This window comes from Streptomyces sp. NPDC001393, from assembly GCF_053597455.1.
Genome location: NZ_JBSFIH010000084.1, coordinates 1 through 22,095, shown reverse-complemented (window position 1 = coordinate 22,095; position 22,095 = coordinate 1). Strand labels below are relative to the sequence as shown.

At 66.2% G+C, this 22,095-nt stretch carries 19 protein-coding genes and 2 pseudogenes; 13 read left to right on the top strand and 8 right to left on the bottom strand.

Annotation, left to right across the window (positions count from 1 at the left end):
• Window positions 1–13: 13 nt before the first annotated feature.
• From ACWC2T_RS42805 to ACWC2T_RS42785, 5 genes are all read right to left on the bottom strand, one after another.
• Window positions 14–901 carry an AAA family ATPase gene (locus ACWC2T_RS42805; RefSeq protein WP_450675702.1) on the bottom strand — a complete coding sequence of 296 codons (888 nt, stop codon included), beginning with the start codon at window positions 899–901 and terminating at the stop codon, window positions 14–16.
• 432 nt (window positions 902–1,333) lie between these two features.
• Window positions 1,334–2,716: a purine-cytosine permease family protein gene (locus ACWC2T_RS42800; RefSeq protein ID WP_450675701.1), complete on the bottom strand. Its 1,383-nt coding sequence runs from the start codon at window positions 2,714–2,716 to the stop codon at window positions 1,334–1,336.
• Window positions 2,717–2,985: 269 nt separating this feature from the next.
• Complete coding sequence (locus tag ACWC2T_RS42795; protein ID WP_450675700.1) at window positions 2,986–4,197, bottom strand: bifunctional 3,4-dihydroxy-2-butanone-4-phosphate synthase/GTP cyclohydrolase II; 1,212 nt, start codon at window positions 4,195–4,197, stop codon at window positions 2,986–2,988.
• Window positions 4,198–4,272: 75 nt separating this feature from the next.
• On the bottom strand, window positions 4,273–4,770 hold the full coding sequence (locus ACWC2T_RS42790) for a flavin reductase family protein (RefSeq protein WP_450675699.1): 498 nt from the start codon (window positions 4,768–4,770) through the stop codon (window positions 4,273–4,275).
• Window positions 4,771–4,772: 2 nt separating this feature from the next.
• Window positions 4,773–5,297: an NADPH-dependent FMN reductase gene (locus tag ACWC2T_RS42785; RefSeq protein ID WP_450675698.1), complete on the bottom strand. Its 525-nt coding sequence runs from the start codon at window positions 5,295–5,297 to the stop codon at window positions 4,773–4,775.
• 757 nt (window positions 5,298–6,054) lie between these two features.
• Here ACWC2T_RS42785 and ACWC2T_RS42780 point away from each other — a divergent pair.
• The 9 genes from ACWC2T_RS42780 (at window position 6,055) to ACWC2T_RS42740 (ending at window position 15,496) form a co-directional block, all read left to right on the top strand.
• Window positions 6,055–6,966 (top strand): ABC transporter substrate-binding protein, encoded by a 912-nt coding sequence (locus ACWC2T_RS42780; RefSeq protein ID WP_450675697.1) that lies wholly within the window; start codon window positions 6,055–6,057, stop codon window positions 6,964–6,966.
• A gap of 6 nt (window positions 6,967–6,972) precedes the next feature.
• A complete protein-coding gene (locus ACWC2T_RS42775; RefSeq protein WP_450675696.1) occupies window positions 6,973–7,914 on the top strand; it encodes an amino acid ABC transporter permease in 942 nt (313 codons plus the stop codon).
• Window positions 7,911–8,672, top strand: coding sequence for an amino acid ABC transporter ATP-binding protein (locus ACWC2T_RS42770; protein WP_450675695.1), 762 nt, complete (start codon window positions 7,911–7,913; stop codon window positions 8,670–8,672). The genes ACWC2T_RS42775 and ACWC2T_RS42770 overlap by 4 nt, the downstream gene beginning before the upstream one ends.
• Before the next feature lie 77 nt (window positions 8,673–8,749).
• Entirely contained in the window at window positions 8,750–10,069 is a 1,320-nt protein-coding gene (locus ACWC2T_RS42765; RefSeq protein WP_450675694.1) for an NtaA/DmoA family FMN-dependent monooxygenase, read from the top strand.
• 49 nt (window positions 10,070–10,118) lie between these two features.
• The gene (locus ACWC2T_RS42760) at window positions 10,119–11,477 is read left to right on the top strand and encodes an NtaA/DmoA family FMN-dependent monooxygenase (RefSeq protein WP_450675693.1); all 1,359 of its coding nucleotides are present in this window, start codon (window positions 10,119–10,121) and stop codon (window positions 11,475–11,477) included.
• Window positions 11,474–12,541, top strand: a complete 1,068-nt coding sequence (locus ACWC2T_RS42755) for a zinc-binding dehydrogenase (protein ID WP_450675692.1) — start codon at window positions 11,474–11,476, stop codon at window positions 12,539–12,541. The genes ACWC2T_RS42760 and ACWC2T_RS42755 overlap by 4 nt, the downstream gene beginning before the upstream one ends.
• Window positions 12,538–13,743 carry an MFS transporter gene (locus ACWC2T_RS42750; RefSeq protein WP_450675691.1) on the top strand — a complete coding sequence of 402 codons (1,206 nt, stop codon included), beginning with the start codon at window positions 12,538–12,540 and terminating at the stop codon, window positions 13,741–13,743. The genes ACWC2T_RS42755 and ACWC2T_RS42750 overlap by 4 nt, the downstream gene beginning before the upstream one ends.
• A 63-nt stretch (window positions 13,744–13,806) precedes the next feature.
• On the top strand, window positions 13,807–14,679 hold the full coding sequence (locus tag ACWC2T_RS42745; RefSeq protein ID WP_450675690.1) for an aldo/keto reductase: 873 nt from the start codon (window positions 13,807–13,809) through the stop codon (window positions 14,677–14,679).
• Between the two features lie 58 nt (window positions 14,680–14,737).
• On the top strand, window positions 14,738–15,496 hold the full coding sequence (locus ACWC2T_RS42740) for an SDR family NAD(P)-dependent oxidoreductase (protein ID WP_450675689.1): 759 nt from the start codon (window positions 14,738–14,740) through the stop codon (window positions 15,494–15,496).
• Window positions 15,497–15,842: 346 nt separating this feature from the next.
• Here ACWC2T_RS42740 and ACWC2T_RS42735 read toward each other — a convergent pair whose 3' ends face one another.
• Together ACWC2T_RS42735 and ACWC2T_RS42730 are read right to left on the bottom strand one after the other, a co-directional pair.
• Window positions 15,843–16,478 (bottom strand): IS3 family transposase, encoded by a 636-nt coding sequence (locus tag ACWC2T_RS42735; RefSeq protein WP_450675708.1) that lies wholly within the window; start codon window positions 16,476–16,478, stop codon window positions 15,843–15,845.
• A 207-nt stretch (window positions 16,479–16,685) separates the two neighbouring features.
• Entirely contained in the window at window positions 16,686–16,988 is a 303-nt protein-coding gene (locus ACWC2T_RS42730) for a transposase (RefSeq protein ID WP_450675688.1), read from the bottom strand.
• A 70-nt stretch (window positions 16,989–17,058) separates the two neighbouring features.
• Here ACWC2T_RS42730 and ACWC2T_RS42725 point away from each other — a divergent pair, with 70 nt between their 5' ends.
• Window positions 17,059–17,265 (top strand): hypothetical protein, encoded by a 207-nt coding sequence (locus ACWC2T_RS42725; RefSeq protein ID WP_450675687.1) that lies wholly within the window; start codon window positions 17,059–17,061, stop codon window positions 17,263–17,265.
• A 643-nt stretch (window positions 17,266–17,908) separates the two neighbouring features.
• Here the strand turns inward: ACWC2T_RS42725 and ACWC2T_RS42720 are convergent.
• The gene (locus ACWC2T_RS42720; protein WP_450675686.1) at window positions 17,909–19,096 is read right to left on the bottom strand and encodes an MFS transporter; all 1,188 of its coding nucleotides are present in this window, start codon (window positions 19,094–19,096) and stop codon (window positions 17,909–17,911) included.
• 578 nt (window positions 19,097–19,674) lie between these two features.
• On the opposite strand from ACWC2T_RS42720, the pseudogene ACWC2T_RS42715 reads away from it, so the two are divergent.
• From ACWC2T_RS42715 to ACWC2T_RS42705, 3 genes and pseudogenes are all read left to right on the top strand, one after another.
• Window positions 19,675–20,019 (top strand): annotated as a pseudogene (locus tag ACWC2T_RS42715) (helix-turn-helix domain-containing protein); the annotation flags it as partial.
• A 224-nt stretch (window positions 20,020–20,243) separates the two neighbouring features.
• Window positions 20,244–21,569, top strand: a complete 1,326-nt coding sequence (locus ACWC2T_RS42710) for an IS110 family transposase (RefSeq protein WP_450675685.1) — start codon at window positions 20,244–20,246, stop codon at window positions 21,567–21,569.
• A gap of 74 nt (window positions 21,570–21,643) precedes the next feature.
• Window positions 21,644–22,095 (top strand): annotated as a pseudogene (locus ACWC2T_RS42705) (helix-turn-helix domain-containing protein); the annotation flags it as partial.

Sequence of the window (22,095 nt, the reverse complement as noted above, 5' to 3'; positions counted from 1 at the left end):
TGACTCGGTCACGTCACTGCTCCGCGACCAGAACCACGTCCGCGAGGTGGTCGAGCACAGTTCGCTGGTCGTCCACCTCCTTGACGAGTGCCGTCAGAGTGGCGCGGGCCGTTTCATGGTCCAGTGACATCACACCGAGCATGTGCAGGGCAGTCGCCCAGTCCAGTGCCTCACCCACGCCCGGACGGTGCGTGAGGTCGAGGCTCCGCACCCGGGCCACCGTCTCACTGATCTGGCGGGCGAGATGCTCGGGGACTTCAGGCGCACGCAGCCGCAGGATCTCCAGCTCGCGCGAGGCATCCGGGTGAGCCACCCAGCTGTAAAGACATCGCCTTCGGACGGCGTTGTGCAGGTCACGGGTCCGGTTCGAGGTGATGACGACCAGCGGCGGGTTCGTCGCGTGGATCCGTCCCACCTCCGGAATGGTCACCGCGAAGTCCGAGAGCAGCTCCAGCAGGAGAGCCTCGAACTCGTCGTCAGTGCGGTCCAGCTCGTCGATGAGCAGCACTGCCGACGACCCTTTCTCAAGGGCCGTCAGCAGTGGGCGCGCAAGCAAGAATTCCCGGGTGAAGACATCACCGTGCCCCGAGCCGCCGCGCACGGCAAACAGTTGCCGTGCGTAGTGCCAGTCGTATAGCGCCTGACTGGTGTCGATGCCCTCATAACACTGCAGGCGGATCAATTCCCGCCCCAGAACCCGGGAGAGGGCGATGGCTGTCTCGGTCTTGCCGACACCGTTCTCGCCCTCCAGCAGCAGTGGCCGGCCCATACGCAGAGCAAGGAATGCCGCCATGGCCAGGGCGTCGTCCGCGAGGTAGCCGGCTTCGGCCAAGCTCTGCCGCAGTTCCTTGGCACTGGCCGGCAGAGCCGAGGAGTTGGTTTCGGGGATCTGTCCGGTCATGTGTTGTCCTCCATGTTGTGCTGGACCCGAAGCTGCCCTCCCGACTTGCGGCGGAAGCGGCCCGACAATGACGGCGAGCACCCGGAAGACGGATGCGGAGTTGCCATTCTTAACCCTTGCCCGGCTCGCCGGCCGACGGGATGTGTGCCGGCTCACTCCCGATCGCAGCTGGCCCACACCGGAGATGTGCGCCCGAGGGCTCTGGCGCCGACGGGGGCAACCTGCAGGGCCGCTTGCCGTCTGCCGACGAAGTGCCCCTCAGCCGGGCCGATGCTCTCGCGATCACGCCGCCACCGCATGGCCGCCGGTCGGCCACTGGCGTCCATGTCCTGGACCAGCGGCGGCTCCCTTCGTCCAGCCGGCGGCAAGGGCCTCGTCAGTGAGGGACAGCGAAGGCGCGGTGATCACGCACACCGGACGACGGCGGTGGCGCTACTGGACCTCACCGCTTTGCACCACCGTGGAACCGGACAAGGCAACGGAGGCCTCCAGATCTGCCGTCGGCACCCTGCGACGCGACGCGGCCACCCACAATCCGCCGCCGACGAGGAGACCGACGATCCACGCGATGTCCGCGCCCTGGAGACCCTTGGCGACCGGCCCCTCGTACAGTGCGTTGTTCATGAAGGGCACTTCGATCGCGATGGTGACTATATAGACCGTGATCGCTCGCCAGTTGACCAAGCCGTAACGGCCCTCTTTCGAGAGAATCGAGGCGACGTCATAGCGACCCCGCTTGACCAGGTAGAAATCGGTGAGGTTGATCGCCGTCCAGGGGATCAACGCGTAGAGCGCCACGGTGATGAAATTGGCGAGGTTGGTCAGGAAGTCGCTGCTGACCGCTGCGCCGACGAACGCGCCGACGATGGCGAACGCGACGATGAACAGGCCACGGCTCACCGCCGCGCGGGTGCGCCCGCCGGCTGTGGTCACGATGGTCATCGCGGTGATGTACGCGCCGTACACGTTCTGGGCGTTGGTGGCGACAAGGCCGAGGAAGAGCAAGACGGTGATCAGCCAGCGTACTGAGGGGAACAGTCCTGCCAGGTAGCCGACGGTGTCCGAAGACGCAGTGGGGAGGGCGACCACACCGGCGAGAGCGCCGGCGCTCTCGAATATCACGCCGCCCAGGGTCGTGCCGAGGTACGTGAACCAGAAGGGACGCCGGACGCCGACGGAGGCGGGCAGGTAGCGGGAGTAGTCGGACACGTAGGGCGCATACGTGATCTGTGAACTGGCCGCCACGGAGGTCATCAGCAGGAACAATCCGAAGGAGTGGTCGGTCGCCTTGTAGTGACCTTGCCCCAGCCTACCGAGCAGGGCAATGACGAGGACGACGACGAGGGCGGCCGACGCGATCGCCATCACCCGGTTTATCCCGTGGATCATGCGATAGCCGACGAATGCCACCAGCACGGTGACAAGGCTGCTGAGGATGATCGCCGATGGCGTCGGGATATGCAGCAGATGAGCCATGGACTGACTACTGAGCACCAGGGCGCCCACGTAGAACCCGAAGTACACGAACAGCACGATGATGTTCGGCAGGGCCGAACCGTAGAAGCCGAACTGTGCGCGGCTCTGGATCATCTGAGGCAGACCCAGAATCGGGCCCTGCGCCGAGTGATACGCCATGAAAAACGCACCGATTACGTTCCCGATGACCACGGCGATCACCACGTCGCGGAGGGACAGGCCCAGAGATATTCCGATCATCCCGGTGGCCAGGTTCATCACGTTGGCATTCGATGAGAACCACAGAAAAAAAAGACCGGACGACTTTCCGTGCCGATCCTCCGCCGGTATCGCTTCCACGGAATGACTTTCCAGAACGGCTGTGTTCTGACTCGGTGCTTCATGCGTCACTGCGCATCTCCTTCTGGGATATGACACTGGCTTGCGAGGTGCGAGAACCACTTGGAGGCGGAGGCCCGATGCCACGGATCTTGGTCACCCGTAGACTGCGAGGCCTCCGTCCCATCCCCCTGTGCGGCCATGGAGCCAGCGTCCGCCGAAGTGCCGCCCACGTGCTCAGCACGACCAGACCTTCGGCCCCGTGTTGGCGCGCCGCACGTCGTCGACGCCTAGTGGTGCAGGACATGCCCCATGCGTTCGGCCTTGGTGCGCAGATAGGCCTGGTTGTGCGGGTTGGGTGCGGGTGCGATGCGCACAACCTCGGTGACCCACAATCCGTGGCCTTCCAAACCGTGGATCTTCTTCGGGTTGTTCGTCAGCATGCGGATCGAGGACAAGCCGAGATCGCTGAGGATCTGGGCACCGATGCCGTAGTCCCGAAGGTCCACGGGCAGTCCGAGTTGGAGGTTGGCGTCGATGGTGTCGAAGCCCTGCTCCTGGAGCTTGTACGCCCGGAGTTTGTTCAGCAGGCCGATACCACGACCCTCCTGAGCCAGGTACAGCAGCACGCCGCTGCCCTCGCTCTCGATCATCGACAGTGCCGATTCAAGCTGCTCACCGCAGTCACATCGCAACGAGTGGAACACATCGCCTGTCAGGCACTCCGAGTGCACGCGCACGAGCACGTCCTCGCCGCCCCTGACGTCGCCCTTGACCAGAGCCACGTGGTGCTTGTCGTCGATGAGTGAGCGATAGCCGACGGCCACGAAGTCACCGAACGTCGTGGGAAGCGACGTCGCAACGATACGTTCGACGAGACGGTCGTGCTTGCGCCGATACGCGATCAGGTCCGCGACCGTGATCATCTTCAGCTGGTGTCGAGCACAGTACCCGACGAGGTCATCGACCCGTGCCATCGTCCCGTCGTCGTTCATGATCTCGCAGATGACGCCGGCGGGGTTGAGTCCGGCCAGCCGCGCGAGATCGACCGCCGCCTCCGTCTGCCCGGTCCGCTCCAGCACGCCTCCGGGCCTCGCCTTGAGCGGAAAGACATGTCCGGGTTGGACGAGGTCGCGCGGCACCGACTCCGGATCGATCGCGACTTGGATGGTGCGCGCGCGATCGGCCGCGCTGATTCCGGTGGTGACGCCTTCGCGTGCCTCAATCGACACGGTGAACGCCGTCTCGAACGGCGACTCGTTCTTGGCAGCCATGAGGTCGAGCCCGAGCTCGTCGCAGCGCTCCTGGGTGAGTGCGAGGCAGATCAGGCCGCGCCCCTCCTTGGCCATGAAGTTGACCGACTCGGGAGTGACGAACTGGGCGGCCATCGTCAGGTCGCCCTCGTTCTCACGGCTCTCGTCATCGCAGACGACGACCATCCGCCCAGCGCGGATGTCGTCGACCGCCTCCTCGATGCTGGCGAACGGTTGGTCGTTGTACATGCATAGCTCCCAGGATCTGCCCGACGCCCACGATGAGACCCACTCCCCGCACCTGCGACAAAACGTACTGTTCTGTCAGGCGACGGTCGGCGCTCGGAACGACCCGTACGCGCCGCGGAAGAACACGAGCGGCTCCGCATCCGACGCCGCCTCGATTGCGCTGACTCGCCCGACGACGATGGTGTGATCACCGGAGTCGTACTCGGCGTGGATCGTGCACTCGATCCACGCCACCACGTCGCGCAGCGCCGGTCCTGCGGGGCGCATCGCGAACTCCACTCCGGCGAAGCGGTCGGCTTCCTTGGCGGCGAACTGACGCGTGACGTCCTCGTGGTGGCCAGCCATGACGTTGACGCAGAAGGAGCCGGCGGCGCGGATCTTGGGCCAGGTCGAGGAGGACTTCGCCGGGCAGAACAGGATGAGCGGGGGGTCGAGCGACACCGACGTGACCGAGTTGGCGGCCATGCCGACCGGGCCGTGCTCGCCATGCGCCGTGATAACGGTTACGCCTGTCGGCAGATGGGCGAGAACCTTGCGGAAGTGCGTCGCATCTATCTGCACGGTGTTGTCCATGGTCATCGCGTCTCCATCTTTCGCGTCACCGGAGCAATCGTCGTCGGCATCGTCAGGTTGCGCTCGGCCCATTCGTCCACGACCGCGTCGAGTTCGGTCATCTGCGTCATGACGAAGAACAGGCCCTGCGTTGGCAGCGAAGCGCCGAGCTCGACCAGCACGGGGCGCAACGCCGTGTCGACGGCCATCGCGTGCCCTGGTGCGCCGCCGGTCATCACGGGGATCGCCGTCACTCCGGCGAGCCCTCTGTCGGGGTAGCGGTCGAGGTGCGCCTTCAGTAGTCCCGTATAAGCGGCCTTGTACGTGGGGGAGGCGAATACGACGTACTCGCTGCCCGCGATCGCGTCATTGAGCGCGGCCATCCCGTCATGAGGCCATTCGAACAATTGGTCGGCGTGCTCAGCCAGATCCACGGTGCGTGCGATGCTCGCACCGGTGGCGCCGGCGACCCGCTCCGCGACCGCCTCCGCCACCGCCAGGGTGCGCGACTTCGGCCTCGGGTTCCCTACGACGATCGATAGCTCCATTGAACCGGTCTCCTCCGGCAGAATACGTATGTAGGCATCGCGGGGCAAGCAGCGAGCTTCGGCGAGGGTTTCTGCCTGGGGTCACGATGACACGTCGCCCTGTCCCCGGGATCCGTGTACCTACCTACGCGACTACTTACGTACGGCCGGGGAGGGAATGCGCCCCCGGCCTGTGAACGGAACCGCGGACACCTCGCTGACCGGAGAGTCGGCTCACATCCTGAGTCACCGGCCTTGTTCCATATGAAATCCGGAGGTAGGACGTGACGGTCGAAGGTCGAGCAGACGGCGACTGCCGATGAGTGCTGGACGCAGGCCTGCCAAGCCGGGCATCGTACTTTCTCGCAGGTCCTGGCCCTATGGTGGCGGATCTTGCCGAGGTGCGTAACCGGCGCTTTGAGCAAGGGAAGTGCCGCCCGATTGGGTGTCGAGGAACGTCTGGTGGGCCGCGTCATCCTCCGGCGGCCGAGGCCGGCGCCCGTGACGCCGGGTGCCGCACCCACGCAACGTCAAGGGCCGTGGATCTCGACTCTCACTCAAGAAGCGGGCGCCACGTGGCCGTCGGGTGTCTCGATGCAGGGGGTGGGCGCTGGTTTCCGGAGCTTTTCCGAAATGTCATAACCACGGAACGAGCCTCAGAACCCTGGCGTTCGCCATCGGGAGTGTGTATACCTATGCCAACCCGAGTGGTCGGGCATGGGTCGGGCATGGCTGCGGATGATCAAGAGACGCTGGACCCGTTCAGAGGGAGGAACAAATGCGCCACACCCGCAATAAGATCTTCGGTGGATGGTTGGTGGCGGCCACGCTCATGCTGAGTGCATGTGGCAGTCAAAGCAGTGGAAGCTCGCCGGCTGGCGGGGGAGGGGGCCGGACGGGCTCGAGTGATGGCGTCCTGAGAGTACTCGCCGACGGTATCTACACGCCGTACGAGTTCCTTGACAAGGATGGCCACACCATGCATGGCCTGGAGGTCGAGATGCTCGCCGCGATCTCCAAGAAGCTCGGAGTCAAGGTCGAGTACCAGAACATGCAATTCGACGCGATGATTCCCGCGCTCGCGAACGGCCGCGCTGATCTCATGATCATGGCGATGGCGGACACGCCCGCGCGTCGCAAGCAGGTGGATTTCATCGACCTCTACAAGACCACTTACCGCGTGGTCACCCGGGCGGGTAATCCGGCACACCTCCATCTTGGTGCTGACCAAGCCCACCTGGATCTCACAAACCTGTGCGGCCACTCGGCGGCGGTGACGACTGGCAGTCAGCAGGAGCAGGAGGCCAAGATCCTGAACGAGACATGCGCGAAGGCCGGGAAGCCGTCGATCAAGATTCAGGCCTACACGCAGACCTCGCAGGAGTATCTCGCGGTGAAGAACGGTCGCGCCGACTTCGACATGTTCGTGCCGGCCAACGGCGCCTACTTCGTCAAGACGACCCCGGGGTACGAACTGCTTCCGTACTCCTTCCCGAATCCCGAAGCGCGGTACACAGGGTGGATCGTGGCCAAGAACAACAAGGCGCTGCAGGGCAAGCTGCTGCGCGTCATCAACGAGCTCATCAACGACGGCACGTGGGGCAAGCTCCTCGCCAAGTGGGGCGTCAGCAAGACCGACGCCGTCATCCCTCCCCTCCTGAACAGCCGGCCTGCGCCGAGCGCGAGGTGATGGATCGTGTCGAGTGAAGCCACTCAAGCGGACCGGGCCGAGCAGCACCAGGCGAGCGACTCGTCGCATGTGTCGGTCGTGCCGCTTCGTCATCCCTGGCGGTGGGTCGCCGCGGGTGTGATCCTTCTGGTGTCGCTGTGGATCCTGAGGGTGCTGGTGACGACGCCTGCGTTCGAGTGGGACGTCGTCGCTCAGTACCTGTTCAGCCAAAGCGTTCTTACCGGCGTGCTCAAGACACTGCTCATGACCGCGCTGGCCATGGTGTTGGGTGTCACGCTCGGGACGTTGATCGCCATCATGCGACTGTCCGTCAACCCGATCCTGAACAGCGTCGCGGCGTTCTACCAGTGGTTCTTCCGCGGCACTCCGACGCTTGTGCAGCTGATCTTCTGGTACAATCTTTCCTCGGTGTTCCCGCGCCTCCAGTTGGACCTGTTCGGCGTCCAGTTCTTCAGTTACAACACCAACGATGTGATGGCGCCGTTCGTGGCGGCGCTGCTCGGGCTCGGCCTCAACTTCTCGGCCTACTATTCCGAAATCGTTCGGGCGGGGATCCTGTCCGTCGACGAGGGCCAGTCGGATGCCGCCGCCGCGTACGGACTGAACTCCGCTCAGACGATGCGGTACATCGTGTTGCCCCAGGCAATGAAAGTGATCATCCCGCCTACCGGCAACGAAACGATCGGGATGCTCAAATGGACCTCACTAGCCACCGTGATCTCCTACTCGGAGCTGCTGCACTCGGTGCAAGCCGTCTACAACCTCACCTACCAGATCATCCCGCTTCTGATCGTGGCCTCTCTGTGGTACCTGGCGCTAACGTCGATTTTGAGCATCGGTCAGTTCTTCATCGAGAAGCGATTTTCCCGCGGTACGCGGCGTAATGCCCAGCGTTCGTGGGTCGCCATCATGTTCTCAGCTATCCGGGGCCGGGTGCGATCCGCATGACACCGATGATTTCAGCGCAGTCCGTCCGCAAGCAATACGGGCATGTGCGGGTGCTTGAAGACGTTTCGATCGACGTGCAGGAGGGCGAGGTCTGTTGCCTTCTGGGTCCGTCCGGAGCGGGCAAGAGCACGTTCCTTCGCTGCGTCAACCATCTTGAGCGCATCGATGGCGGACGGTTGTTCGTCGATGGCACGACCGTGGGCCACGAGGAGAAGAAGGGCAAGCTCTACGAGCTGCCGCCTCGGGAGGTCGCGCGTCAACGGGCGAAGATCGGAATGGTCTTCCAGCACTTCAACCTCTACGGGCACATGACGGCCGAGCAGAACGTCAGCTTCGCGCAGGTCATCGTGCACAAACGGACGAAGGAGGAGGCTCGCGCCCGCAGTCTGGAGCTGCTCGAGCGGGTCGGTCTCAAGAACAAGGAAGGCAAGTATCCCCGCCAGCTATCCGGTGGGGAGCAGCAGCGGGTGGCGATCGCACGTGCCCTGGCGATCGACCCCAAGCTCATCCTCTTCGACGAGCCCACCAGCGCCCTCGACCCCGAGCTCGTGGGGGAGGTCCTGGAGGTCATCCGCGGTGTCGCGGACGCCGGCATGACGCTGTTGATCGTCACACATGAGATCAACTTCGCCCGCGGTGTCGCGGACAAGGTGGTGTTCATGGACGGCGGCGTCGTGGTAGAGGCAGGGCCGCCCTCGCAAGTTCTGGACGACCCGCAGGAGGCCCGCACCCGCTCATTCCTGGAACGGGTCCTGTGACCTGGTGACTTAGGTGACTCATTCGTAGAACGAAGTGGAGTGCCATGAAGCGTCGAAGCTCTGTGATGAACCTAGTGATGTTTCTCCAGCCGACCGGGCGCGGCTGGGCGTGGCGTAGCCCGCAGTCACGCATCGAGGAACTCTGGAACCTTGATCTACCGCTGAGCCTCACACTGCAGGCCGAACGGGCCCGCTTCGACGCGGTCTTCCTGGGCAGCTGGCTGTCCTGGGAGGGAGGAGCGATCGGTCAGCAACCGTTCACCGCCGGCTATGAGCCCTTCACGTTGGTCGGCGCCATGGCAGCGAGGACCAAGCACATCGGTCTGGTCGCGACCGCATCGACGTCGTTCGAGTATCCGTACAACGTCGCCCGGTTCCTGTCCAGCCTCGACTGGCTCAGTCGCGGACGCATCGGCTGGAACGTCGTGACGTCTACGGGCGGCGGTGAGCACTACGGCATCGAGCTGCCCCCCAACGAGGAGCGGTACGCTCGTGCCCAGGAGTACCTCGACGTCGCCACCTCGCTCTGGGATGCGTGGGACGACGACGCCGTGATCAATGATCGCGAGCAGGGTGTCTGGGCCCGGGCGGATCGCATCCATCCGATCGACCACCAGGGTAAGTACTACAAGGCTCAGGGCCAGCTGTTCATGCATCGCTCGCCCCAGGGCCGCCCTGTGATCGTGCAGGCCGGCCAGTCACCGGCCGGCATGGACTTCGCGGCGCGCAACGCCGAACTCGTGTTTACCGCCCAGAACGACCTCGAGGCGGCCAAGGAGTTCCGGCGCGAGATCCGCGAGCGCTCCGCGAGTGTGGGGCGCGACCCGGACAGCTTGAAGGTCCTTCCTGGGCTGATGCCGACTGTGGCAGAAACCGTAGACGAAGCGCGGGACTTCGAGCACCAGCTGAACCTCTGGACCCCGCTCGACGTCGGTATGGCCAGGACCGAGGAGACGCTTCAGGCCACCCTGCGAGACCTGGATCCCGACCAGCCGATCCCGCCCGAGCGGCTGGCTTCCCCCGACGCGGCGAACGTCGAGGTGAACTTCGGTAGCCGCTACCGCAACTTCTACAACATGGCCGTGCACCAGAAGATGCCCCTGCGCGACATCATCGCTCGCACCGACCGCAACATCGGGCACAACGCACCGGTCGGAACCGCGAAGGAGATCGCGGATCTCATGCAGGAGTGGTATGAGACCGGGGCTTGCGACGGCTGGGCGATCACCGCGACGGCCGTTCCCGAGGCCTACGACGCGATCTGCGACCTGCTGATTCCCGAGCTCCAGCGCCGGGGCGTCGCTCGCGTTGAATACGAGGGCACCACGCTGCGCGATCACCTCGGGCTGAAGCGGCCCGCGTCGCCCGTGCGCGCGATCACGGCCGCCTCCAGCTGAGCCGCGACGGCGAAGACCAGCCACCTAGTGAACTGTGACGGAGTCGGACATGGACCGGCGTGACGAGATCATGAATCTGGTGATGTTCTATGCACCGACCGGGCGTATGGCCTCGAGTTGGCGCAGCCCGACATCGCCGGTAGAAGAACTGTGGGGACCGGATCTGCCGATTCGCTTCGCCCAGCGTGCGGAGGCAGCGAAATTCGATGCCATCTTCATGGCCGACGTTCTCTACTTCCTCATGGGCGGCAGGTTCGGCGCCCACCCGTTCCCGACAGGATATGAGCCGTTCACCACGATGAGTGTGATGGCCGCGCAGACTCAGCACATCGGGCTGATCGGCACCGCGTCCACGACGTTCATCCATCCCTACAACATGGCGCGCTACCTGACCAGCCTGGACTGGCTCAGCGGCGGCCGCGCGGGCTGGAACCTCGTCACCTCGCAGGCCGGCGAGGAGCACTACGGCCTGCAGTTGCCTCCCAACGACGAGCGCTACGTGCGTGCCGAGGAGTACCTCGCGGCGACCAAGGCCCTCTGGGACGCTTGGGACGACGACGCGGTCGTGAACGACCGCGCTAACGCGGCGTGGGCGCGGTCCGACCGGATCCACCCCGTCGAGTTCGAAGGGCGTTTCTCGCGGACGGCGGGCCAGCTGTTCATGCATCGCTCGCCGCAGGGCTGGCCGGTCATCGTGCAGGCGGGACAGTCCCCCGCCGGGATGGACTTCGCGGCGCGCAACGCGGAAGTCGTCTTCACCGCGCAGACCGATCTCGACGTCGCGCAGGACTTCTACCGGGAAATCAAGGAACGGGCCGCGGCGGCCGGTCGCGATCCAGACAGCGTCCGGATCCTGCCGGGCATCACCCCGATCGTGGCTGAGACGACTGCAGGGGCGCGCGCGTTCGAGGAGAGGCTCGACCAGTTCATCGACCTGGAGATGGGCCGGGCAGATCTCGAGATCGCCCTGCAGACGGACCTCAGCGGGCAGGACCCGGACTCGCCGATTCCCCCTGACCTCCTGGTCGACCCCGATGAGGCGGAGACCGACGCGTTCGGCGGCAGTCGTTACCGCAACTTCTACAACATGGTCGTGCGCCACAAGCTCACGATGCGGCGCATCATCGCCCTGAACGATCGGGCGCTGGGCCACAGCAGTGCGACCGGATCGGTGCACGAGGTGGCCGATCAGATGCAGGAGTGGTTCGAGGGCCGGGCCTGCGACGGCTTCGCGATCACGCCCGTTACGGTACCGGAGGGCCTCGACTGCGTGTGCGACGTGCTCGTTCCCGAGTTGCGTCGGCGCGGCCTGACGCGCAGCGAGTACCAGGGTGCGACGCTGCGCGAGAACCTCGGTCTCCCTCGCCCGGCATCCCCCTCGCGCGTCGCCCCGACGGTGAGCGCGTGAGCCGGACGGAGGGGGGCGTGGTCCCGCGCACGATGAACGCGGTCGTCCTGCGCGGCCACGGCGATGTCGACCAGTACGAGTACCGCGAAGACGTTCCCGTCCCGGCTCCAGGCCCACTCGACGTACTGATCGAAGTCGAGGCGGCCGGTGTCAACAACACCGACGTCAACGTGCGAGCCGACTGGTACAGCGGTGAGGTCGACGAAACCGGGCTCCGGTTCCCCAGGATCCAGGGCGCCGACATCACCGGTCGGATCGTCCAGGTGGGAGCGGGAGTCTCCGCAAGCCGCCTCGGTGAGCGGGTCATCTGCGATCCCAACCTGCGGCTGGGCGCCGAGCGCCAACCGGAGCGGGCGGCAACCGTGGGCTTCCTCGGTTTCGACATCGACGGAGGCTTCGCACAGTACGTCGTGGTGCCGGCGGTGAACGCGTGGCAGGTCCCGCAGCGGCTTCCCGCCGCCGAACTGGCCTGCTATCCGGTGGCGTACTCCACGGCACTGGAGATGATTCTCCGCAGCCGGGTACGCGCGGGCCAGACGATGCTCGTGTCCGGAGCGAGCGGTGGTGTCGGTACGGCGCTGGTCCAGCTCGGCAAGTTTCTCGGCCTCGACGTGATCGCGGTCGCTTCGCGTTCGAAGCACGATCGCCTGCGCACGCTCGGAGCCGACCTCGTCATCGACCGTGGCCGCCCGAGCGTCGCCGACCTTTTGAGGGAGGCCGGTGTCGACTGCGTGGACGTCGTCCTCGACGTCGTCGGGGGAAAGCAGCTCGCCACGCTCCTGGAGATGGTCCGCGACGGCGGCACGTGCGTGACGGCGGGCGGGATCGGCGGCCCGGTCACGCCTGTCGACCTGCGGCATCTGATCTACAAGGATCTCGACCTGCGCGGCGTCTCGTGCCCTCGCGTCTCGACGTTCGCCATGCTGGTCGACCTGGTCGCCGGCGGCGCGATCCGAGCAACCGTGGCAGCGACCTACCCGCTGCACGACCTCGTCGAAGCACAGCAGACCTTCCTGAAGAGACAGCATGTCGGCAACATCGTCATGATGGTGCCGGGAAGGTGACGGCGCTGGTCGCCGATCGCGTGGCGCGGCGACGCGTGCTCGTCCTCGTGGGCACGATCGTCGTGCTGGACGCGATGTTCTTCGCCGCGCTGACGCCGATGCTTCCCTACTACGCCGATCGCTTCGGCCTTTCGGAGTCGGGGAGCGGCATCCTGTCCGGCGCGTACGCTGCCGGCACCCTCGCCGGGGCACTGCCGAGCGGGTGGCTGGGCTGGAAGATCGGGCCACGCAAGACCGTCGTGGTCGCGCTCGTGGTGATCTCGCTGACCAGCCTGGTTTTCGCATTCGGCAACGACATCGTGCTGCTCGACGCCGCTCGCTTCGTCCAGGGGCTTGCCGGCGCCTGCTCCTGGAGCGGTGCGATGGCCTGGCTGCTCTCGGTCACGCCCGTCGACGAGCGTGGACGCGCGATCGGCGCGATCACGGCGCTGGGGTTCAGCGGTGCGTTGCTCGGGCCGGCATTCGGGGCCGTGGCACGTGGGGTCGGCCCGCAGGCGCCGTTCATCGGCATCGCCGTGCTGAGCGCGCTGCTGGTGACCCGGTCGCGGCGCCCGCCCGAACCCCGGCCGCCGGAACGGGCGCGCTACTCGCTTGCGGCGGCGCTGCGCGACCGGACTGTGCGGACGGGTATGGGGCTCATGGCCCTTCCGTCGTTCGTCTGTGGGGGATTGAACGTACTCAATCCCCTACGCCTGGACCACCTGGGTGCGGGCGGCCTGACGATCGGAGCGACGTTCCTGATCGCGGCGGCGGTGCAGGCGGTAGGGCAGGTCGCCATAGGCAGTGCGAGTGACCTGATAGGGCGTCAAGTTCCGCTTCTAGTGGTGCTCGCTGCCGGTGCCGTACTGGTGGCGCTGTCGCCGCAACCGGCAACCATCTGGGTGTGCGCCACAGTAGTGATCGCTGCAACAGCGTGCTTCGGTGTGATGTACACGCCCGCCCTGGCGCTGCTGACGGACGGAGCGGAAGCCATCGGCCTCGAACGGGCCCTCGCCCTCGCCTTGGTGAATGCCACATGGGCTGGCGGCCAGACCGTCGGCGCCCTGACGGCATCGGCCGTCGCCGAAGCCACCGCCGATGCCGTGACCTACGAACTGCTGGCCGCGCTGAGCGCGGCCTCCTTCGGTGCGCTGCTGTGGTGGGGGCGCGAGAGGACCACCGGGCTCGGCACCGACCACGGCGCGGACAGCCGCCAGGAGTAGGCCCTGGCCAATCGACTGATCGTGGGCTGCCCGCGGTCAATTACCCGAAAGGAAAGCAAGAGCATGAATGTCACCGCAGCTTCTGCCGGCACCTTCAGCATAGGCGGCGACCTCCAGGTCACACGCTTGGGCTACGGCGCCGACCGCCTCACTGGTAAAGGGATATGGGGCCCGCCGAGGGACCCCGATGCCGCGATCGCCGTTCTTAAGCGGCTGCCTGAACTCAGTGTCGATTTCATCGACACGGCTGACTCGTACGGGCCCGAATTCTCTGAGAACTTCATCCACCAGGCCCTTCACCCTTATGACGGCATCCACGTCGCGACGAAGGGTGGCTTCACTCGGCACGGGCCGGACGAGTGGGAGATGCTCGGCAGACCTGAGTACCTGCGCCAGTGCTGTGCGATGAGTTTGCGCCGGCTGGGCGTCGAGACCATCGACTTGTGGATGCTCCACCGCATCGACCCCAAGGTTCCGCGCGAGGAGCAGTTCGGGGTCATGAAGGAACTCCAGAACGAGGGCAAGATCCGGCACCTTGGTCTTTCAGAGGTCTCTGTCGAGGAGATCAAGGCGGCCCAGGAGTTCTTCACCGTGACCGTGGTGTCGAATCTGTACAACCTCACGACGCGGAACAGCGAGGACGTCCTCGACTACTGCGAGGAAAACAGCATCGGCTTCATTCCGTGGTTCCCTCTGGCCGAGGGCAAGCTGACCGAGCCGGGCGGCCCTGTGGCCCAGGTCGCGGCAGCACACGACGCGACACCGGCGCAGGTGGCGATCGCGTGGTTGCTCGCTCGCAGCCCCGTCATGCTGCCGATCCCCGGCACATCCTCGGTCGGGCATCTCGCAGAGAACGTCGCGGCCGCCGAGCTTGAGCTCACCGCTGATGAGATGGCACTTCTCGATCAGGCACGCGAGGAGGGCAGGGCAGGCTGATATGACGAGGATCGCCTGCGCAGAACGCGACACGGTCCGACGAACGGAGGGTGGGGACATGTCAGAGCGGATGCTTGGCCGGGCGGCGGTCGTGACGGGATGCGGTTCGGGGATCGGTCTGGCGATCACGAAGCGGTTCTTGGAAGAGGGCGCCACCGTTCTGGGGTTCGATGTCGACGCGGGTGCGACGAACGACATTTCCAGCGAACGATTCCGGTTCCGTCGCGGTTCGGTCAGCGACGAGTCGGAGCTGGAGGCCGCCTTGGAAGCGGTGACGGGCTGGGCGGGGCGTCTCGACGTGATGGTCAACAACGCCGGCATCCAGGTCGAAGGCACGCTCGATGAAACCGATGTCGACGACTTCGACAAAGTGCTCGCGGTCAACGCGCGCGGGGTCTTCCTCGGCACGAGGCTGGCCGCGCGGCGCATGGGCGCAGGGGGCAGTATCGTCAACCTGGGGTCGGTGCTGGGACGGACGGGTGACCCCCAACTGCCCGCGTACTGTGCTTCGAAGAGCGCGGTCATCAACCTTACGGAGGTGGCCGCAGCGACGTATGGGAGCAGAGGCATCCGCGTCAATTCCATCTGTCCGGGCGCGGTACGTACGGACATGGTCAAGCGGGTCTGGGCAATGGCGGATGATCCGGGTGCCGCGCAGCGCGCGATGGAGGAGGGATATCCGCTGGGCCGCATTGCCGAACCCGCGGAGATCGCCAAGGCGGCCGTGTTCCTGGCGACCGACGACAGCAGCGCAGTCACCGGGACTGCCCTTGTGGTCGACTGTGGCCTGAGTGCCCGGGGGATACTGCCGCGCTGACCTCGATGTCGCATGGGGCTTCGTCAGCTCGCTGAAGATTCCCGTTATGCCGACTGTGTGGCGACAGCATGACGAGCTCTGTGCCTGCCCCGGAGTGGTCGGCACCACCTGTGTCACGGTGCCGGCTCATGCTCGGGGTGACTCATGTGGAGAGTGACGGCCGGTCGTTCGGGATGCGGTCACAACGGAGGACAGATCCTGCTGCTGACCGAGGTCGGACGGCAGCGGCCCGCAGGTCCGCTGCCGTCAGCAGCGACAACAAGATGCGAGCCGCCGCCTTGAGCTGACCCCGGTTTCGTGGAGTCCCCGAACTGTCCCGAGTTACACGGAGTCGGGATACCTGATTTCACGCTACAGGTTCTGCACGCAGTTCGTACTCCACTGGGCTGAGCATGCCCAGAGCGGAGTGCCTGCGTTGTCGGTTGTGGAAGATCTCCAGGTACTCGAAGAGCGCGGTGGACAGCTCCAGCCGGGTGCGCCACCGTCTGCGGTTGAGCAGTTCGACCTGGACCCGGGCCCAGAAGGACTCCATCATCGCGTTGTCCACGCAGTCCCCGATGGAGCCCATCGAGGGCAGCAGGCCGGTGGCCCGGGCACATTCAGTGAAGGCCCAGGAGCTGAACTGGGCCCCGTGGTCGGAGTGGATGATCGTGCCGCCCGGCTGTGGACGACGGTTGCCGATGGCCATGCTCAGCGCGTTGGTGGTCAGGGCCGCGGTGGGCGAGGCGTCGATGGACCAGCCGACCACCCTACGGGAGAAGGTGTCGAGGACCACCGCGCAGTACACCTTGCCTTCCATCGTGGGGTGTTCAGTGATGTCGGTGACCCACAGCTGGTCGCGGGCGTGCCGGGTGAAGTTGCGTTCCACTAGGTCGGCGGCCGAGGGCGTTTGCCGTATGCGGCGGGGGCGACGGCTGCCAGGCAGGCCCTGCAGGCCGGCCCGCTGCATCAGCAGTTCTACGGTGCCGTGGCTGACGCGGATAACCTAATCCGAGATCGAGTTCGGCATGGATGCGGCGGAAGCCGTAGGTGCCGCGGGAGGCGGTGTGGATACCGACGATGGCATCGGTCAGCCATGCGTGTCGCACCGTGCGGGCCGAGGGGGGCCGGTCGCGCCAGGCGTAGTAGCCCGACTCCGCCACGTGCAGCGCTCGGCAGGCCCGCTGCACCGAATGCCCCTCGCCGGCCATCACTCGGATGGCTTCGAACCGCCTTTTGGGGAGGTGGTCTCCCCGAGTAGTTGCGATGCCCGTCGGCGGACGGCCAGTTCGGCCTCGAGCTCTGCGATCCGCTTGCGTGCTGCTGTCAGTTCGGACTGCTCATGGCTTGGGACACCGGGCATCTGCCCGGTGTCGATCAGATTCTGGCGGCGCCAGACATAGATGGTCTGCTCGCTGATCCCGAGGAGCGTGGCCACCTCGGCGATCTTCCGGCCGGAGGTGACCAGATCGAGGACACGGCGGCGGAACTCGGGCGGATAGCTGCGGGGCATAACGGGCCTCCGAAGGCCGAAGGGTAGTCAATTCTCCAGCAATCCGGCCCTATTGAACCCGGGGCATACCATGTGGGCTTTCGCCGCTCTGCGCTCGCACGAACCTCGGGAGCACTACGACGGCCGACACGCCGACGGCGAACGACACACCGCAGCCCTGCGGAACCTGTTCAACAAGCTCCTCGGCTGCCTCTACCACTGCCTGCAGAACCGCACGCTCTACGACTCCGCACGGGCCTTCGCCTGTCGCACTCGCCGCCTGAACCGCCGAAGTTGACCTCAATCGACATGAGATGTCTTGGTGCTCAGACCGCCGCGGAGCGTCCGAGTGCGTGGTCCGTCGGCTCGTTTCGGTCTGCGGCCCCCTTATGAGTGCTCCAGCGGCGTGCTGGTGGGCCCGAACGATGGTGGAGCCGATCTGCGCGGTCGTCCTGGACACCTTCGACTGCCCCGTGGCCGGCTGGTCCATGGATGCCTCGCCGCTACCATTTCCGCCACCAATGCGCTGAGCATGGCCGTCAGCAAGCGCAAGGCACAGCCCAGAGGCGCCCTAATCGACCCCCATCACGGCGTCAGGTTCGGCTCCTGGGCCCTCACCGAACGTGCCACTACCTCCGTCTGCTCTGCCCACCGTGGGATCGGCAAGAGTCCTCAGGCTCCCGAGCACGAACTGCTTGCGACGCCTGTGGCGTCACACATCAGCTATCCCTTCGACGCCAAGAGGCGGTACCGCGGACGCACTGTCGGCCCTGGCCTGAACGCCGTACATGTGCGCGGCCTCGTGCAACGTCGAGGGGCGCTCGGAGTGCCGCTGCACACTAGGAGTCGACGACTTGCATTACCGTCCCGTGAGGATGTCATGTCGGCGGGCGGGTAAGTCTTTCACCGGGTTCGGAGGGTGATGCAGGCCGCTCATGAGGTCACGCCTGGGCTGGGGCAGCGACTTTCGACTCGCGCGCGATCGCGGAGCAGGCACGGATCGAGACGAGCACGGCGAGGATGACGATGAGACCGCCGGTGAAGAGAGTGGACGGGACGGAGGAGGCGTCGACCACCACTCCTCCGAGGGCTGCACCCGTGGCGACAGCCAGGTTGAAGGAGAAGGTGCAGAGCGCGCCGGCGGTCTCCTCCGCTCCGGGGGCGGCGCGGAGAACGTCGAGGGTCAGCAGTGCGGGCCCGGCTCCATAGCCGATGCCCCACACCGTCACCAGTACCGCCGCTGTGGTCGTGCCGTGAGCCAGGGCCGCGAAGAGCAGCGGGGCGCCGGCGATGACGAGCAGCGTGGCAGCCGTGGCGTAGGTTTTCCGCCACCGGGAGACCACCGGGACCAACAGGAAGTTGGCGGTCAGCCCGGCGACACCGTATATGGCGAGTAGCGTGCCGATCCAGGCCGAGGCGATACCGGCGGGTCCGCGCAGAGCCGGTGTCACATACGTGTAGGCGGCGAAGTGGCCCAGCATGGCCAGGAACAGCGCGGCCACGGCCCAGAGCAGCGGGCGGCCACGCAGCATAGTACGGGGTGATCCGCCGGAAGCCGCGGGCACAGCGGGCAGCCGCGGCAGCAGGACCGTGAGCGCGACACCGACCGCCAGCGCGGCCGCGGCGAGCATCAGGAACGCGGTCCGCCAGCTGGCGAACCGCCCCACGAAGGCGACCGCGGGCACGCCCGCCACAGCGGCCGCCTGGACCCCGCCGAGGATCAGCGTGGTCGCGCGTGCCACGGCCCGTGAGGGCGCGAGCCGGGGCCCGAGCCCCAACGCGAGTGACCAGAAGACGCCGATGGCAAAACCGGTCACCACACGGGCGAGCAGCAGCACGGCGAAGTTCGGCGCGAGCGCCACGACCAGATTGGCTGCGCCAAGTGTTCCGACGGCGCCCAAGAGTAAGGTGCGCCGGTCCGCGCGCACCCGGACCAGCGCGAGGACCAGGGCGGTGACAGCGGCGACCACACCGGGTGCGGTCATGGCAAAACCGGCCGTGCCCGTGCGCACATGGAGCCCGTCCGCGATCGCAGAGAGCAGCCCGACCGGGGCCATCTCACTGGTCACGACGGCGAGAGCGCCGACGGCGACTGCGGCCACCGGAAGATGGAAGCCTCGTTGTGCCATGGGTTGACCTTCCGCGCAAGGGGCCTCGGGAACAAGGACGGAATGCGCACCGTCGATGAGCCTGACTGATGGACAGGACGGCGTGCTGGGCAGCGGAGTCGCACGTCGGTCCCAACTTGCCGGCTGGCAACACTCCTGACGCTCCCCGAGGTACACCCACGTCGGACGAGCTGGCGAACGGCAGCTGGTCTCCCAAGATGCGTCAGCCAGCTGCTCGCCGCACTCGAGCGGCGAAGCGACGGGCGCATGCCGAGCGCACCAGCCGTCCGGCAGGGGTAGCAGCCCTCATCCCGTTCTCCTTGCGGCTGCTGAGGGTGTTTCGGTCGACGTACGACCGCCCTGCGGGGCGCGGTCGCGGAGGCCAGGGAGGAGGTGTGGGGCATCGGAGGCGTGCGGCTGCGGTTCGAGTTCGTCGGCATCGCGGACTCGCTCTTCCCTGATTCGCTGACGCATTCGGCACCGGTACCCGGTGCCGCGGTGCACATCCTCGACGCCCCGCCCAGCGACCCGTTACTGACCTTTTCGACGTGATGTCGTTGGGGGCTGACGATGTGTGATCGTCGCGGTATGCCGGTTGTGTGAGATATCCGCAGGGTGGTGGGCTGACGCCTGAACGGCAGGCGTTTCGCGAGCGGATCCGGCTGGAGGCCGCGGAGCGATTCGCTGCGGGTGCCTCCAGCGCCGAGGTCGCCAAGGACTTACGGGTGAGTGTGCGCTCGGTGCAGCGCTGGCGCCGAGCCTGGCAGGACGCCGGAGCCGAGGGGCTGCGGTCTGCCGGGCCGGTGTCACGGCCCAAGCTGAGTGAGGTCCTGTTCATCGTGCTCGAGCAGGAGCTCGCCAAGGGGCCGGTCGCGCACGGCTGGCCGGACCAGACCTGGACGCTGGCGCGGATCAAGACGCTGATCGGGCGCCGGTTCCACAAGAGTCAGCCGTTCACCTGCGGTTGACGCCTCGCGGGCGTGAAAATTGGTACGGGGCTGTCCGCCGACGCCGCTTCATGTTTGGGCCGTGAGCCCGCACAAGAGTCTGGTGAGAGAGCCGTCCGAGGGGCCGCACACTGTCGTCTCGAACACGCCGTTCAGCTTCTCCGCCTCCCTCAGGCTCTCCGGGCAGCCCCTCTCTGCACGATGCACAAGGAGAGGAAGCCATGGAGGAGTTGAGGGAGGACCACGACGATGGAAGTGTTGCCCGGGTCGCGGCGATCGACATCGCCAAGGCGTCCGGGATGGTGTGTCTACGTGTCCCGCACGACACCATCGAGGGCCGGCGTATTCAGCAGGTCTGGACGGTGGCGTCCACAACGAACGCGATTCTCGAGCTCGGCGACCGGCTGGTCTGTCAAGGCGTCCAGCGGGTGGTGATGGAAGCGACGGGCAGCTATTGGCGGCCCTTCTTCTATCTTCTGGAATCTCGTGGCCTGGAGTGCTGGCTGGTCAACGCGCGCGACGTGAAGAACGTCCCTGGTCGGCCCAAGACCGACAAGCTGGACGCGGTCTGGCTGGCCAAGCTCGCCGAACGGGGCATGGTCCGGGCCTCGTTCGTTCCGCCGAAGCCGGTGCGGCAGCTGCGGGACCTCACCCGCACCCGAACCGTCTTCGTCCAAGAACGCACTCGGCACAAGCACCGGGTGGACAAGGTCCTGCAGGACGCGCAGATCAAGCTGTCCGGCGTCGTCTCGGATCTGTTCGGGATGTCCGGACGGGCGATGCTGGATGCCCTGGTCACCGGGGAGCGTAATCCCAGAACGCTGGCGGGCCTCGCCAAAGGGAATCTGGTGAAGAAGAAGGCGGCACTGGCCGAAGCCCTCACCGGGCAGTTCGATGACCACCACGCCCGCCTGCTGCGCGTGCTGCTGTCAACCGTCGACCATCTCACCGCGCAGATCCAGGAACTCGACCGGCTGATCGTGGATCTCATGGGCCGGACCACGGCCCCGCGCGACAACCGCGGAAGCAATCCGCCCGGCCGCGCTGACGTGACCGCTCAGCACCTGGCCGAGCGTCTGGATGCCGTCCCTGGCGTCGGGCAGGCCACTGCCCAGATCGTCCTCGCCGAGATCGGCCTGGACATGAGCCGCTTTCCCACCCCCGAGCACCTGGTGTCGTGGGCGAAGCTGTGTCCGCGGAGCATCCAGTCCGGAGCAAAGAACACTGCCGGTCCGACCGGCAGGGGCAATCCCTGGCTCAGGGGCGCACTGGGTGAAGCCGCCAGCGCCGCTGCCCGCACCGATACCTTCCTCGGTGCCCGTTACCGACGCATCGTCAAACGCCGCGGTCACAGCAAGGCACTGGTCGCCGTTGCCCGCTCGCTCCTTGTCATCACCTGGCACCTGCTCAGCGAGCCTGACGCTTCCTACCAAGAACTCGGTGCCGAATGGCACCACCGCCATCTCAATCCCGCCCGCAAGACCAGAGATCTTGTCCGTCAGCTCCAGGCCCTCGGACACCAAGTCACCCTCGCACCCGCAGCCTGAACCTCCCGCCCTGCCTCGACCGTCCGTCCTGCTTCGCAGAGCGGACCCTGCCGCCTGCCTGGCTAAGGTTCGATTTTCCGTTCAGCATGACGCTGTCGGCGATCGCGAAGATGCTGCATCGGCACGGCTTCAGCCACCAGGTCCCGGCCCGCCGGGCGGTCGAGCGCGACGAGGGGGCCGTGGCGGGCTGGGTGAAGGAGACCTGGCCGCAGGTGGAAGGTCCGTGGCGGCGCTCGACGCCTGGCTGTGCTTCGAGGACGAAGCCGGCTTCTCGATGACGCCGCCCACCGCACGGACCTGGGCCCGGCGCGGACGCACACCCGTCATCCGGGTCCGGGGACGCTCCCAGCGTCGCTTCTCCGTCGCCGCTCTGGCCTGCTACAAGCAGAGTGAACGCTCGCGGCTGATCTACCGGCCCAAGCGGCATCTCGATCACAAGCGGGGCGGCAGACGCAGTTTCACCTGGACCGACTACCGCGACCTGCTCATCGCCGCGCACCAACAGCTCGGCGCACCCATTGTGCTC

Excerpts from the sequence above, each read along its gene's own strand:
- ACWC2T_RS42805 (WP_450675702.1), bottom strand. The coding sequence starts at position 901 with ATGACCGGACAGATCCCCGAAACCAACTCCTCGGCTCTGCCGGCCAGT.
- ACWC2T_RS42795 (WP_450675700.1), bottom strand. The coding sequence starts at position 4,197 with ATGTACAACGACCAACCGTTCGCCAGCATCGAGGAGGCGGTCGACGAC.
- ACWC2T_RS42790 (WP_450675699.1), bottom strand. The coding sequence starts at position 4,770 with ATGGACAACACCGTGCAGATAGATGCGACGCACTTCCGCAAGGTTCTC.
- ACWC2T_RS42785 (WP_450675698.1), bottom strand. The coding sequence starts at position 5,297 with ATGGAGCTATCGATCGTCGTAGGGAACCCGAGGCCGAAGTCGCGCACC.
- ACWC2T_RS42780 (WP_450675697.1), top strand. The coding sequence starts at position 6,055 with ATGCGCCACACCCGCAATAAGATCTTCGGTGGATGGTTGGTGGCGGCC.
- ACWC2T_RS42770 (WP_450675695.1), top strand. The coding sequence starts at position 7,911 with ATGACACCGATGATTTCAGCGCAGTCCGTCCGCAAGCAATACGGGCAT.
- ACWC2T_RS42765 (WP_450675694.1), top strand. The coding sequence starts at position 8,750 with ATGTTTCTCCAGCCGACCGGGCGCGGCTGGGCGTGGCGTAGCCCGCAG.
- ACWC2T_RS42760 (WP_450675693.1), top strand. The coding sequence starts at position 10,119 with ATGGACCGGCGTGACGAGATCATGAATCTGGTGATGTTCTATGCACCG.
- ACWC2T_RS42745 (WP_450675690.1), top strand. The coding sequence starts at position 13,807 with ATGAATGTCACCGCAGCTTCTGCCGGCACCTTCAGCATAGGCGGCGAC.
- ACWC2T_RS42740 (WP_450675689.1), top strand. The coding sequence starts at position 14,738 with ATGTCAGAGCGGATGCTTGGCCGGGCGGCGGTCGTGACGGGATGCGGT.
- ACWC2T_RS42730 (WP_450675688.1), bottom strand. The coding sequence starts at position 16,988 with ATGCCCCGCAGCTATCCGCCCGAGTTCCGCCGCCGTGTCCTCGATCTG.
- ACWC2T_RS42725 (WP_450675687.1), top strand. The coding sequence starts at position 17,059 with ATGTGGGCTTTCGCCGCTCTGCGCTCGCACGAACCTCGGGAGCACTAC.
- ACWC2T_RS42720 (WP_450675686.1), bottom strand. The coding sequence starts at position 19,096 with ATGGCACAACGAGGCTTCCATCTTCCGGTGGCCGCAGTCGCCGTCGGC.
- ACWC2T_RS42710 (WP_450675685.1), top strand. The coding sequence starts at position 20,244 with ATGGAGGAGTTGAGGGAGGACCACGACGATGGAAGTGTTGCCCGGGTC.